Annotated in this window: 10 protein-coding genes and 1 other annotated feature; all 10 genes read left to right on the plus strand. The window is 51.7% G+C overall.

What is annotated here, in order from left to right; translation table 11 throughout:
- Positions 1-314 precede the first annotated feature (314 nt).
- The 10 genes from hemA (at position 315) to CRG97_RS07895 (ending at position 13,894) form a co-directional block, all read left to right on the plus strand.
- Positions 315-1,721 (plus strand): glutamyl-tRNA reductase, encoded by a 1,407-nt coding sequence (gene hemA, locus CRG97_RS07850; RefSeq protein WP_076323115.1) that lies wholly within the window; start codon positions 315-317, stop codon positions 1,719-1,721.
- A gap of 19 nt (positions 1,722-1,740) precedes the next feature.
- A complete protein-coding gene (gene ccsA, locus CRG97_RS07855; RefSeq protein WP_076323116.1) occupies positions 1,741-2,571 on the plus strand; it encodes a cytochrome c biogenesis protein CcsA in 831 nt (276 codons plus the stop codon).
- A 6-nt stretch (positions 2,572-2,577) separates the two neighbouring features.
- On the plus strand, positions 2,578-3,237 hold the full coding sequence (locus CRG97_RS07860) for a precorrin-2 dehydrogenase/sirohydrochlorin ferrochelatase family protein (RefSeq protein ID WP_098742533.1): 660 nt from the start codon (positions 2,578-2,580) through the stop codon (positions 3,235-3,237).
- 3 nt (positions 3,238-3,240) lie between these two features.
- The gene (hemC, locus tag CRG97_RS07865) at positions 3,241-4,197 is read left to right on the plus strand and encodes a hydroxymethylbilane synthase (RefSeq protein WP_098742534.1); all 957 of its coding nucleotides are present in this window, start codon (positions 3,241-3,243) and stop codon (positions 4,195-4,197) included.
- Positions 4,198-4,201: 4 nt separating this feature from the next.
- Positions 4,202-5,758, plus strand: coding sequence for a uroporphyrinogen-III C-methyltransferase (gene cobA / locus CRG97_RS07870; protein WP_098742535.1), 1,557 nt, complete (start codon positions 4,202-4,204; stop codon positions 5,756-5,758).
- Between the two features lie 55 nt (positions 5,759-5,813).
- Positions 5,814-6,815 (plus strand): porphobilinogen synthase, encoded by a 1,002-nt coding sequence (gene hemB, locus CRG97_RS07875; protein WP_076323120.1) that lies wholly within the window; start codon positions 5,814-5,816, stop codon positions 6,813-6,815.
- Between the two features lie 33 nt (positions 6,816-6,848).
- Positions 6,849-8,144 (plus strand): glutamate-1-semialdehyde 2,1-aminomutase, encoded by a 1,296-nt coding sequence (gene hemL, locus CRG97_RS07880; protein ID WP_098742536.1) that lies wholly within the window; start codon positions 6,849-6,851, stop codon positions 8,142-8,144.
- On the plus strand, positions 8,141-9,049 hold the full coding sequence (locus CRG97_RS07885; protein WP_098742537.1) for an RluA family pseudouridine synthase: 909 nt from the start codon (positions 8,141-8,143) through the stop codon (positions 9,047-9,049). Before hemL ends, CRG97_RS07885 begins: the two co-directional genes overlap by 4 nt.
- Positions 9,050-9,212: 163 nt before the next feature.
- Positions 9,213-10,565: a LysM peptidoglycan-binding domain-containing protein gene (locus tag CRG97_RS07890; RefSeq protein WP_098742538.1), complete on the plus strand. Its 1,353-nt coding sequence runs from the start codon at positions 9,213-9,215 to the stop codon at positions 10,563-10,565.
- 247 nt (positions 10,566-10,812) lie between these two features.
- Positions 10,813-11,112 (plus strand) — a binding site (T-box leader).
- 112 nt (positions 11,113-11,224) lie between these two features.
- The gene (locus CRG97_RS07895) at positions 11,225-13,894 is read left to right on the plus strand and encodes a valine--tRNA ligase (RefSeq protein ID WP_098742539.1); all 2,670 of its coding nucleotides are present in this window, start codon (positions 11,225-11,227) and stop codon (positions 13,892-13,894) included.
- Positions 13,895-13,900: the final 6 nt, after the last annotated feature.

Raw genomic sequence — 13,900 nt, forward strand, 5'->3', positions numbered from 1 at the left:
TACTTATAACCATGGAGGTTTCCATGGTTATTTATTTTGGGGATTGAGAAGTACGGCCGATTTCCAGTCCGTCGTTCTCTGAAATGAGATTTCGTAGAAAATAACACGTATATCTAAGGTGTTCTATATCCACAATAGTAAGGTACGATCTACAGGTAGAAATCTTCATGAATGGAATGAAGAAGTATGGGGATTTCATAAACATTTCATAAAATAGACAAGGGTGCTCAGTATACTGTGATATAATGAACAGGGTCAAGACAGTCCGTTGTGAACGGCAAAACTACTCGGAGAAATAGGCAGGTGAACATGCAATGCACATCGTCGTTGTTGGGTTGAACTATCGCACGGCGCCCGTGGAAGTCAGAGAACGTTTTACATTCTCGGAAGAAGACATGCCGAAGGCGTTAGAGCAGCTAAATTCGACCAAGAGCGTATTGGAGGGCGTCATTGTCGCTACCTGCAACCGTACTGAGATTTATGTTGTGGTAGACCGCCTTCATATGTGCGGCTACTTTATCCGCAGTTTTATGGAACAGTGGTTCGGCATTAATCGTGAAGAATTTACACAGCACCTCTATATATATGAAGACGAACAAGCGATTTCCCATCTGTTTAAGGTTACCTGCGGCTTGGATTCCATGGTCATTGGAGAGACGCAAATCCTGGGACAGGTGCGCAATGCTTTTTTGACGTCGCAGCAGCAGAACGCCACTGGTACTTGGTTTAATATGTTGTTTAAGCAAGCTGTTACGCTCGGCAAGCGGGCTCATTCCGAGACATCGATCGGAGAGAGTGCTGTTTCTGTCAGCTATGCTGCGGTGGAACTGGGTAAACGGATTTTCGGTACGTTTAACGACAAAAAAGTAATGATTCTCGGCGCAGGCAAGATGAGCGAACTTACCGTGAAGCATCTTTATGCCAACGGTGCTGCGGAAGTAATTGTAGCCAACCGTACGCTTGGCCGTGCGGAGGAACTTGCACGCAAGTTCCAAGGGACACCGTGCACCATAGCCGAAGCCAAGAATTTGCTGCATGAAGTCGATATTATTATTAGCTCTACGGGCTCGAATGAATATGTTCTGAATGCGGAGCGGGTTAAAGAGAGCATGAAGAAACGTCAAGCCCGCCCGTTGTTCATGATTGATATTGCTGTGCCACGGGATATCGATCCGGCGATTGGGGAACTTTCCAATGTGTTCTTGTACGATATTGATGATCTGGAAGGCATTGTAGAGACCAATATGGAAATGCGCCGGGTGGAAGCAGCGAAGATTGAAGTAATGATTCAAGAAGAGATGGATGCATTCCACACATGGCTGAAGACGCTCGGTGTCAGACCGGCGATTCGGGCCTTGCAGGAGAAGTCGAATACCATTCATGAAGAAACGATGGAAAGCTTGTTCAACAAGCTTCCAGAACTGGATGAACGCCAGCGAAAAGTCATCCGTCGTTTGACCAAGAGCATCGTTAACCAGATGATGCATGATCCCATTAACCGGATTAAGGAAATGACGGGCGGCAAGCAGGGCGGTGAAGCACTGGATTATTTTTCACAAATCTTTGCGCTGGAAAGCCTGATCCATGAGAACGAGCAGGAAGCCCGCAGCCGCAACAAGAAAGCAACTGCACCCGTTAAAGCTGAACGGACGAAGAATGCTGTAGATCAGCAGGCAGAAGAGAAACCGCTTAAGGTGTCTCTAGCCCCAGCCACCCTTTGAGGAGGGTGAGTACAAACCCATGCTGTTAAACTTAATTTATATCACCGGCATTTGTATCTATGCCCTGAGCCTTCTGTTTTATATCTCGGATTGCGTTTCACGCAATTCGGTGGCGAAGCGGATAGGCACAGGGCTTCTTGTCATTACTGCACTGTTACAATTCACCGGAATCAGCATCAGAGCGATGGAAGGCGGACATTTTCACTTCCCGGTGTTTACGCTGTTTGATTTCCTGTTCCTGCTGGCGTTCTGCATATCGATTACTTCGATTGCCCTGGCGTATTTGAAGCGGTCGGAATTTGCCGTCCTGTTAATGAACCTCGTCGGGTTTAGCGTCATGCTGGTCAATCGTTTATGGTTCACGGCGGGAGACAATGCATTGTACAGCTGGGAGACGGAACATCGTCTCTTGCTTATTCATATTGCCCTGGCGAGTGTCAGCTTCGCCGCTTTGACCGTCGGGGCTGTGTTTGCGGCGATTTATATGTTCCTTCACCGGAAACTGAAGCACAAGCAATGGAATGATACGATCCGCAGGCTGCCAAGTCTGGAGAAGCTTGATGTTTATTCTTATAAAGCGCTGATGGCTGGAACGATTATTCTGGTCATGTCGCTCATTTTGGCCGTCATGTCGGTGGCCATGGCTGGGCGATGGACCTTGTTCTTGGATATCAAAGTCCTGTCTACATTGACGGCTCTTGCGATGTATTTGGTTTATTTCATCAAACGTCGCCTGTGGAGAAGGTCAGGCAGGGAAGCAGCCATATGGGCCTTAATCGGGTATGGATTCATTATTTTGAATTTCTTTCTCAATACGTGGTCCGCTTTCCATAGTTGGTCAGGAGTGTGATGGCAGATGGCATATGATGATCATTATGTGCCCGTCCTGCTGAATTGCAGGGGACGTCTATGCTTGATTGTCGGCGGCGGCAAGGTGGCGGAACGTAAAGCCGACACCATGCTGAATGCCGGGGCAAGCGTACATATTGTAAGTCCCATACTACGAAGCGAGAAACTTCAACGTTTGGCCAATGAGAAGGCTCTTCGATGGACGAAGCGGAAGTATCAATCAGACGATCTGACAGGCGCGTTCATGGTTCATGCGGCAACGGACGACAGCATGCTGAACCTGAAGATAGCGGAGGACGCCGATCGTCTTGGCGTGTTGGTTAACGTAGCCAGCAACGGCGAGGCCGGGACGTTTATCAACCCGACGGTGCTGCGGCGAGGGAGGCTTACACTGGCTGTATCAACATCAGGAGCAGGGCCAATGGCCGCACGCGGTATACGCGACGAGCTCGAAGAACAGTTCGGGCCTGAGTATGAGGATTATTTGGATTTTTTATATAGGATGCGTTCGATAATCAGGGAAGAGGTGGAGTCCGCTGATGCACGCAGGCGGCTGCTGCACAAGGCATACCGCATGGATATGCTCGGAGAGATTCGCCGCGAAGGTTATGCGCCCTGGAGTGAGGACAAAATCAAGCAGTGGATTGCGAATAATCAGGAGGAATGAAAGATGCGCACAATCGTAGTTGGCAGTAGACAAAGTGCTCTGGCACTGACACAGACAGGACAGGTTATTGATGATTTAAAGCGTTTAGCCAAGGAGCATGGTCTGGACTATGACTTCACCGTCAAGAAAATCGTCACCAAGGGCGACCGCATACTGGATGTTACCCTCTCCAAGGTAGGCGGCAAAGGATTGTTTGTCAAAGAAATCGAGCAGGCGATGATCGACGGTGAGATTGATATGGCGGTTCATAGCATGAAGGACATGCCCTCTGTTCTGCCCGAAGGCTTGGTGTCAGGCGCGGTACCGGCAAGAAAGGATCCTCGTGATTGCCTGATCTCCAAAGAAGGGACAACGCTGGATGACCTTCCTACAGGTGCCAAGGTGGGGACAAGCAGTCTGCGCCGGTCCAGCCAGCTCAAGGCCTATCGGCCGGATCTGCAGATCGAATGGATTCGAGGGAATATCGATTCTCGCATTCGCAAAATGGAGGATGGTGAATTTCAGGCCATCATTCTGGCGACCGCCGGTCTTCAGCGCATGGGCTGGGAGGATCGGATCACATCGTACTTGCCGGTTGAAATCAGCCTGCCTGCCGTTGGCCAGGGCGCACTCGGGATTGAATGCCGCGAGAACGATGCTGAGCTGCTGCATTTGCTCTCACTTTATAATGATGAGGTCACCGCACGAACCGTTGCGGCTGAACGGAAGTTTCTGAGTGAGCTGAACGGAGGATGCCAGGTGCCTATCGGGGCTTACGCTGTCCTGAAGAATGTGGATGCCGAAGATTCCCGCGGAGCACAAAACGTTATACAATTAACAGGAATGGTTGGCTCTCCTGACGGCGAAATCGTATTGAAGGAAAGCGCCGAAGGAACCGACCCTGAATCGCTCGGAGTGGAAGTGGCTGCAAAGCTGAAAGCTAAAGGAGCGGAGAAGATACTGGCACAAGTTAGGGGTTGAGGGGATGGCAGGCAAGGTTTATCTCGTGGGTGCAGGACCGGGCGATGCACGCCTGATCACGATTAAAGGCAAGGAATGCATTGAGAAGGCGGATGTCGTGGTGTACGACCGATTAGCCAGCCCTCGGCTGCTGCGGTGGATGAAGCCCGGAGCGGAGAAGGTCTATGTAGGCAAGCTCCCCGATCGGCATACGATGAAGCAGGAGCAGATCAATCAGCTGCTGGTTGATTATGCTTTGGAAGGCAAGACGGTCGTCCGTTTAAAGGGCGGCGATCCAACCATCTTCGGTAGAGTAGGCGAAGAAGCGGAACTATTATACCGTCATGGTATCTTGTACGAGATTGTACCGGGGATCACCTCAGCGATCAGCGTTCCGGCTTATGCCGGGATTCCGGTGACGCATCGTGACCATGCTTCATCTTTATCTATCATTACCGGGCATGAAAGTCCCGAAAAGCTGGATCGGATGATTCAATGGGATAAGGTGACCAATGCAACGGGGACTTTGATTTTTATGATGGGTGTGGCCAAGATCGGCTATATCAGTCGTCAGCTGATCAAGCACGGCAGACCGCCAGAAACCCCGGTGGCTCTTATTAGATGGGGAACCCGAGCGGAGCAAGATACGCTGACGGGGACGCTGGCAGACATCGAGGACAGAGTCAAGGCAGCGGATTTTCAGCCGCCTGCCGTCATCGTCGTTGGACAGGTGGTGCTTCAACGGGAGCACCTGAAGTGGGCAGAACGGCTGCCTCTGTTCGGTAAACGAATTCTGGTTACGAGGGCCCGAAGCCAGGCCAGTGCATTGGTATCCCAAATCGAAGAGCTCGGCGGAGAGCCTTATGAATTTCCCGTCATTGAAATCGTCATGCCTTCGAAGGACGAAGTGCTTGCTGGCGTTCAACAAGCACTGGACAAGCTGAGTACGTATGACTGGGTATTCTTTACCAGCGTGAACGGAGTCGAATTCTTTTTCCGCCACTTGAAGGAGAATGGGCGCGATATTCGTTCCCTAGCCTCTGCCCGCATCGTCGCGGTTGGTCCAGCAACAGCCCATGCTCTTGGTAATTACGGCATAGCCGCTGAAGTCATTAAGGAGCGGTACCAGGCGGAAGGCCTTATCGATGCTTACGGTTCAGAGCTCAAGCCTGGTCAGCGTGTGCTGCTGCCTCGCGGCGATCTGGCACGCAAGTGGCTGCCGGAGAAGCTGACGGAAATGGGTCTGCTCGTGACGGAAGCCGTGATCTATGAGAACGTGCTGTGTGGTGAGGACGATGATGAGCTGTTGAAGCTGCTTCAAGATGGCGGCATTCACGCGGTTACGTTTACCAGTTCCTCTACCGTTACCAATCTGCTGAAGGCGCTGAAGGGGATGGGCGTAGCAGATCCTGCCGAACTGTTAAAAGGATCGACGATTGCTTGCATCGGACCTTTGACCGCCCAGACGGCAGAGGAAGCCGGTCTGCACGTATCCCTCCTCGCCGAGGAAGCGACGATCGACAGTCTGGTGAAGGCCTTGTGCATTTGGAATGAGAACGATCCACGCCGCGTTGCGCCATAATATCCTTATCTTTTAAATACATGATCAAAAATTACATCATCTGGAGGTATACGTCATGAGTTTTCCAATCGTACGCCATCGTCGGCTGCGTCAAAATGCCGGCATTCGCAGCATGGTCCGTGAGACCGTGCTTCATACGGAGGATCTGGTTCAGCCGATCTTCGTTACCTATGGCAGTGGTGTGAAATCCGAAATTTCCTCGATGCCGGGGGTCTATCATTTTTCGCTCGATACCTTGAAAGAGGAAGTAGACGAAATCGTAAGTCTAGGCATTCCTGCTGTGCTCCTGTTCGGAATTCCCGAGACCAAAGACAGCGTGGGCACATCCGGTTTTGCGGATGACGGGATTGTTCAAGAGGCAACCCGTCTCATCAAGTCGTGGTATCCTGATCTTCTGGTGATTGCGGATACGTGCCTGTGCGAATTTACCGACCACGGTCACTGCGGTATGGTTCATACCTTTGAGCGTGATGGTCACACCTGCGGCGATGTATTAAACGACGAGTCGCTGGAACTGCTCGTTCGTACAGCGGTTTCCCAAGTGAAGGCGGGAGCCGATATTATTGCACCTTCCAACATGATGGACGGTTTTGTCCAAGCTATTCGTTCTGGACTTGATGAAGCCGGATTTTATAATGTGCCGATTATGTCTTACTCGGTTAAGTATGCTTCAGCCTTTTACGGACCCTTCCGTGAAGCTGCCGATTCTGCTCCGCAGTTCGGCGACCGTAAAACCTATCAGATGGATCCGGCCAATGTGAGAGAGGCGCTTCGCGAGGCGGAGACGGACGTGCTGGAAGGCGCCGATATGCTGATGGTGAAACCAGCTATGGCCTACCTTGACGTTGTCAGATTGCTGAGAGACCAGTTTGATCTGCCGATTGTCGCTTATAACGTAAGTGGGGAATATTCCATGATTAAGGCGGCTGCTCAGCAGGGTTGGATCAGTGAGCAGGCGATTGTGATGGAGCTGCTGACGGGGATGAAACGTGCCGGTGCGGACATTATCATCACGTATTTCTCGAAGGATGCAGCACGGTGGATGCGCAGCAAGTAACCAATAACGACTAAAGAGTTAGGAGTGCATAGTATGAGCCAAGATATGCGGAAAGAAGAATTATCGCGTTCTGCTTTTGAAGAAGCGAAGTTATACATTCCCGGCGGTGTCAACAGTCCGGTACGTGCGTTTAAATCTGTGGGACTAACACCGATTTATATCGATCGCGGAGAAGGCAGCCGCGTATATGATATCGATGGCAACAGCTTTATCGATTACGTAGGTTCTTGGGGACCGCTGATTATGGGCCACGCGCACCCTGAGGTCGTTGAAGCGCTTCAGGAGACCGCTGCGAAGGGGACAAGCTTTGGTGCGCCAACTCTGTTGGAAACGAAGATGGCGAAGCTCGTCTGCGAGCGCGTGCCGTCGATGGAGGTGGTGCGAATGGTAAATTCCGGTACGGAAGCTACCATGAGCGCCATCCGGCTGGCGCGCGGTTATACCGGGCGCAGCAAAATCATCAAATTCGAGGGCTCCTATCACGGTCACGCTGATAGCCTTCTGATCAAGGCGGGATCGGGCATCGCAACGCTGGGTCTTCCCGATAGTCCGGGTGTCCCTGAGAGCGTGGCTTCCAACACCATTGCCGTTCCTTATAATGACTTGGAGTCAGTAGAGCTTGCCTTCGAGCGGTTCGGCGAAGAGATCGCCGCAGTCATTGTTGAGCCGGTGGCCGGCAACATGGGCGTGGTACCTCCACAGACAGGGTTCCTGGAAGGACTCCGTAAGGTCACTTCCGGTTATGGTACAGTGCTTATTTTCGACGAGGTCATGACCGGATTCCGCGTGGATCTGAACTGCGCGCAAGGACGTTATGGGGTTACGCCGGATTTGACATGTCTGGGCAAGGTGATCGGCGGCGGTCTGCCAGTCGGTGCTTATGGAGGCAAGCGCGAGCTGATGGATCAGATTGCACCGGCAGGGCCGATCTATCAAGCAGGAACGTTAAGCGGAAATCCGCTCGCCATGGCGGCCGGCTACACGACTCTGAAACTGTTGACGCCTGCTATCTATGAACAGCTGGAGGAACGGGGAGCCCGCCTTCAGGCCGGATTTGAGCGAAACGCTCAGGAATTTGGGATCCCGCTTACGATCAACCGGATCGGGTCCATGGTATGTCCTTTCTTCACGAATACGCCGGTTGTCAATTTTGATACGGCCAAAACAAGTGATCTGGATCGTTTCCGTCAATATTTTGCAGCGATGGTACAAGAGGGAGTCAGCGTACCTCCTTCCCAGTTCGAGGGCATGTTCATCTCGGGAGCGCATACGGTGGAAGATATCGATGCCACCATCGAAGCCAACTACAATGCCTTCAAGAGCCTATGAGTTACGGGGGCAATTGGAGTAAACGCGGCGAATGGCTGGAGATGACGCCGGGCAAGGCGCTGCTTAGTCAGCCGGATCGGAACGAGGCTGCTGCCAAGTGGCTTATGGAAACGGTCGGTATGCCCGAGAAGCTGTATCGCAAGCTTCATCATGAACAAGGGATACAATGGAGAGGGGACCGGCTTCGGCTGGTCCTTTTTCCTTATCGGGATTACGGCATCGAACCGAGATGGCAGGAGCTAGATGTATTGTACGAGGACGATTTCTGCCTGGTCGTGAACAAACCGGCCGGCATGGCGGTCCATCCGGACAACGAGAGCACGGAGACGACGCTGAATCATGTGGTAGCGGCATATTACGAAGCCGAAGGCATTCATACGGCAGTCCGGCATATTCATCGGCTGGATAAGGACACAACAGGTCCCGTACTGTACGCCAAGAATGAATATGCGCAGCTAAAGCTTGACGAGGCCATGCGGGAGAAGAAGATCGTCCGGATTTATGCGGCTATCGTTCAGGGGAGGGTCTCGCAGGATCTGAAGAGAATTGATTTGCCGATAGGCAAAGACCGCTATCATGCAAGCCGCCGGAGGGTTTCATTAACTGGGCAGGCTGCGATCACGCATATTCTCTCATCTGAAGTGTATCCAAAAGCCAGCCTGCTGCAAATTCGTCTGGAAACCGGCCGTACGCATCAGATCCGGGTGCATCTAAGTCATATGGGACATCCGCTTCTGGGAGATTCCTTATACGGAGGACCCGGGACGTTTCCGCGCCAGGCGCTGCATGGCGAACGTCTGTTGTTTACACATCCTCTCTCGGGCGAGAGTATTGAGGTGAAAGCGCCCTGGCCTCAGGATATGTTGGAGTTAAGAGAGCAAATCATAGAGTCAGCGGGCCGTTAAGAAAATTTGCAAAATCCTGAATGAACCGGTAACTTTCACGCACAATTCGCAAAAAAGTCATGCTCTCCTATTTTCGGCATATAGATAAATTGAGTGGCAAAACTTAGGCTCATGCCGTGATAACAGATCACGGATAGTATATGCCAAAAAGGAGGACATTCCCGTGTTTGACCAGTCCTACGGATTGCGGTTCGATATTTACGAGCGTATTAATTTAACGGAAGATTTGCCGGGAATCGATGAATTGGAAGAGGCGGAGTTGATCCCGCATATTCAGGTGATCAGTCAGCAGGACCAGGCCACGCTTCGGGGTCATCTGCTTCTTGCAGGCCTGTATAAAGGTGACACCGAAGCTGGAGAGACGGAGCCGCTCGAACATTGGATTCCGGTCGAAATCACGGTCCCGCTGAACCGGGTATCATCATTGGATGACATCGCGGTCGAGATCGAGAATTTTGACGTGGATTTGTTATCTAAGCGCAGCTTGAACATTACAGGGGTTCTGTCGCTCAAAGGAATTCAGGCGGCGGCTCCGGGAGCCCGTGACCAAGTATGGGCCAATGAGGAATTCACAGTGGTACATGCTCCTGAAGCGACAGATTATTCGAACGGGGAGCAGCAGTTCGCAGCCAACCCGTATGACCAGTTTCAAGGCGGAGCTAACTCTGACGCGAATTCGGCTTCACCTTCTTACTTCAACGAGGCTCAGCCCAGAGCCCAAGAGTCCGGGACGGATGCGCGCACACAGCAGTATCTGGAATCCTGGGCGCAGTACGAGAACCAAACTCGGGATTCACAGGCCGCGGACAGCACCCTAAGCATCTCCGGTGCGACTGAAGCCCGGGATACGGTCGAATATGCCTTACATAGCGAGACGGAAGCTCAGGCAGCTGAGCCGTCGATTCCAAGTGTATGGCAATTCGAACGGGCTGCCTCCCGGCCGGAGCCGGTGCAGGAAGATTCAGCAGCCGGTTTCCCTGGTGTCACTGAGCGTAAGGACGAAGAAGTTGAAGCCGTACCGGTGCTGGAATCACTGGAAACGGAGGAAACCCAGGCTGTCTTTGCTGAGGAAGCAGTACCTTTGGAGGATATGGATGATATTGCGGAGGAGGTTTCCGTTAAAGCCGAAGAGGTTCCGACCAAGCCGGAGTTAAAGGTGGCCTTTAACACGAAGAACAGCAGCACAAACAGCACATCGGGTGTAGGCTTATCTTCATTGCTTCAATCGAGCAGAACGGTTCAGGATCAGGATCAAGCTGCTCGGGACGAGGAAGAAGAGACGGAGGAATTGGTTGATTCCGCATCGGCCGAGGATGTGGAGTGGAAGAGTCTGTTCTTGGGTAACCGCCGCGAGGAAACGCCGTTCCGCAAGGTCCGGATGTGCATTGTACAGCGTGAGGAGACACTCGACGTGATTGCCGAGCGTTATCAACTGACGCCACGAGAGCTTTTGTTATATAATCGCATGTCCGAGCAGAATGTGGAAGAAGGACAGGTATTATACATTCCCCAGTAATCGGCGGGGGGAGCAATTTCGTAAGAACAAGCAGGTCAAGGAAGGACATCCTTGGCCTGCTTTTTATTTGGCGGGGAATCGGTAAGAGGAAGAGGGGAATAGGACGAGCTTAGGCTCCTCTTTGCAGTATAAGATTTATTGATTCGGCAGGTATGATGTCTAAATGGATCGGAAACACTCGAAATATTGACTATATGCAACAACCACGGTATATTTGAATAGAATATGTACAGGTATTTCAAAAGATAGAACAACGTTGAACGGGAAGAGTAGGAAGGTATGGCCTTCAGAGAGCGGAATTGCTATCAAGCGCTGTGAGATTCCGCAGGAACCAGCTTGCCGAAGTCACCCCGGAGTTGCGGACTTGAGATAGAGTAGGGATCGATTGCTACCCTGGTTAGAGTTCGCCGGCCGCAGCCGTTATCTGCGTAAAGTGTCGTGCTTGATCGTAAGCCTTTCATGTTCTTCATGGGAGGACACGGTTGATGGATTATTATAAGCACGAAACAAAGGTGGTACCGCGAGAGAACAGTCTTTCGTCCTTTGAGGACGAAGGGCTTTTTTTGTTTCACGCCAAACATTGATATCCATGGCCACGCCCGGAGGCTAAAACATTTCGGGTTGGCAAAACTGATTAACAGTATCGGAGGTACGAAAATATGGATCAAAAACAAAACCAATCCCAGTTAGAAATGCCGACGACGTATGATCCGAAGGCAGCTGAACAAAAATGGTATCCGTACTGGAAGGAAGGCGGCTTCTTTGAAGCTGGCAAACGACCGGACGCGGAGCCGTACACGATTGTTATTCCTCCACCAAACGTTACGGGAATGCTTCATATCGGCCATGCCCTTGACTTTACGCTGCAGGATATTCTGATTCGCGTAAAGCGGATGCAGGGTTATGATGCGCTGTGGCTGCCGGGCTCTGACCATGCGGGCATCGCTACGCAAACCAAGGTTGAGCAGAAGCTTCGCGAAGAAGGCGTTACCCGATACGATCTGGGACGTGAAAAATTCCTCGAGAAAGTGTGGGAATGGAAGGATCTATATGCGAATACGATCCGTGATCAATGGTCCAAGATCGGCCTGTCCCTCGATTACTCCAGAGAACGTTTCACGCTCGACGAGGGGTTGTCGGAAGCGGTTCGGGAAGTATTCGTTAAGCTCTATGATAAAGGGCTCATATATCGCGGAAAACGCATCATCAACTGGGACCCGGCTGCTCGCACGGCTTTGTCCGATATTGAAGTGGAGTACAAAGAGGTCAATGGCCATTTGTATCACTTGCAATACCCTCTAAAAGACGGCAGCGGCTCCATTACTGTAGCAACCACCCGTCCGGAGACCATGCTTGGCGATACGGCGGTAGCTGTTCATCCGGAAGATGAACGCTATAAAGACATGATCGGCAAAACATTGGTCCTGCCGATTGTCGGCCGCGAGATTCCGGTTATTGCCGATGAGTACGTTGAGAAGGACTTTGGCAGCGGAGCGGTTAAAATTACGCCGGCGCATGATCCGAATGACTTCGAAATGGGTCAGAGACATGATCTGCCGCAAATTACCGTGATGGATGAATCCGGGACGATGAATGAGTTTGCCGGTAAGTACCAAGGTCTTGACCGGAGCGAATGCCGCAAGCAGATCGTAAACGACATGAAGGAATCGGGCGTATTGCTCCGCATCGAAGATCATGTCCATCAGGTTGGCCATAGCGAAAGATCCGGTGCGGTGGTTGAGCCTTATCTGTCGACGCAGTGGTTCGTTAAGATGCAGCCGCTTGCGGAAGCAGCTGTGGATGCGCAGAAATCCGGCAAGGGCGTAAACTTCGTTCCTGACCGGTTCGAGCGAACTTACCTGCATTGGATGGAGAATGTACGCGATTGGTGCATTTCCCGTCAATTGTGGTGGGGCCACCGGATTCCGGCCTGGTATTCCGAATCTACGGGCGAAGTGGTTGTTGCCATGAATGAAGAGGAAGCGCGAGCGAAGCTTGGCAAGGACGATCTGAGACAGGACGAGGATGTCCTGGATACCTGGTTCAGCTCCGCGTTGTGGCCGTTCACGACCATGGGCTGGCCGAATCTGGACAGCGAGGATTTCAAACGTTATTATCCGACGAGCGTTCTCGTGACGGGTTATGATATTATTCCGTTCTGGGTATCGCGGATGATCTTCCAAGGGCTTGAATTTACGGATCAAATGCCGTTTAAAGATACGCTGATCCATGGTCTGGTCCGGGATAGCGAAGGCCGTAAGATGTCCAAGTCGCTCGGAAACGGTATCGACCCGCTTGAGGTTATTGAACAGTATGGCGCAGATGCCATGCGTTATATGATATCGACCGGCAGTACACCGGGCCAGGATCTTCGTTTCCGCTGGGAACGCGTGGAACAAGCGCGTAACTTCGCGAACAAGATCTGGAATGCGTCACGTTTTGCGCTCATGAACCTGGAGGGCTTCACGGCCGCGGATATCGACATTTCCGGAGAGCTGGGAACGGCCGACAAGTGGATTTTGCATCGTTTGAACGAAACTTCCCGCGACATTACGCGTCTAATTGATGCCTACGAATTTGGCGAAACCGGTCGACTGCTCTACAATTTCATCTGGGATGATCTGTGTGACTGGTATATCGAGTTTGCCAAGCTGTCCCTGTATGGCGAGGATCAAGCGGCCAAGAAAAAGACGCAGTCGGTGCTTGCCTATGTGCTGGACCGCACGATGCGTTTAATCCACCCGTTCATGCCGTTCATCTCCGAAGAGATCTGGCAGCATTTGCCGCATGAAGGCGAGACGGTGATGTTGGCTTCATGGCCGACCTATGATGAGGCGTTTGAGAATACGGAAGCTGTTACCGAAATGAACCTGCTGATGGATGTCATCCGCGCTGTACGTAACATCCGGGCGGAAGTAAACGTACCGATGAGCAAAAAAGTGGAGCTGCAATTGAAGCCGGTAAGCGAGCAAATTGCCAGCATTATCGATCGCAATGCGGATTATATTTGCCGCTTCTGCAACACGTCGGAGTATCAGTCCTCCCTTGCGCTTGAGGCGCCGGATAAGGCGATGACCGCTGTGGTTACAGGTGTTGAAATGTATCTGCCGCTTGCCGGGCTGATCGATATCGCTCAGGAGATCACGCGTCTGGAGAAGGAAATTCAGCACTTGAACAGCGAAGTCGAGCGTGTGGAGAAGAAGCTGAACAATCCTGGTTTCGTATCGAAAGCACCGGAAAAGGTGATTGAAGAAGAACGGGCGAAGCTTGTGGATTACTCGGACAAACGCAGTAAAGTGATCGCACGCATCGAAGAATTGAGAGGCTGAGGGCAA

This window comes from Paenibacillus sp. EZ-K15, from assembly GCF_002573715.1.
GTDB lineage: Bacteria > Bacillota > Bacilli > Paenibacillales > Paenibacillaceae > Paenibacillus_AQ.

What these genes read in the sequence shown, in the direction of transcription:
- hemA (WP_076323115.1), top strand. Translation starts at nt 315, where the DNA reads ATGCACATCGTCGTTGTTGGGTTGAACTATCGCACGGCGCCCGTGGAA.
- ccsA (WP_076323116.1), top strand. Translation starts at nt 1,741, where the DNA reads ATGCTGTTAAACTTAATTTATATCACCGGCATTTGTATCTATGCCCTG.
- CRG97_RS07860 (WP_098742533.1), top strand. Translation starts at nt 2,578, where the DNA reads ATGGCATATGATGATCATTATGTGCCCGTCCTGCTGAATTGCAGGGGA.
- hemC (WP_098742534.1), top strand. Translation starts at nt 3,241, where the DNA reads ATGCGCACAATCGTAGTTGGCAGTAGACAAAGTGCTCTGGCACTGACA.
- cobA (WP_098742535.1), top strand. Translation starts at nt 4,202, where the DNA reads ATGGCAGGCAAGGTTTATCTCGTGGGTGCAGGACCGGGCGATGCACGC.
- hemB (WP_076323120.1), top strand. Translation starts at nt 5,814, where the DNA reads ATGAGTTTTCCAATCGTACGCCATCGTCGGCTGCGTCAAAATGCCGGC.
- hemL (WP_098742536.1), top strand. Translation starts at nt 6,849, where the DNA reads ATGAGCCAAGATATGCGGAAAGAAGAATTATCGCGTTCTGCTTTTGAA.
- CRG97_RS07885 (WP_098742537.1), top strand. Translation starts at nt 8,141, where the DNA reads ATGAGTTACGGGGGCAATTGGAGTAAACGCGGCGAATGGCTGGAGATG.
- CRG97_RS07895 (WP_098742539.1), top strand. Translation starts at nt 11,225, where the DNA reads ATGGATCAAAAACAAAACCAATCCCAGTTAGAAATGCCGACGACGTAT.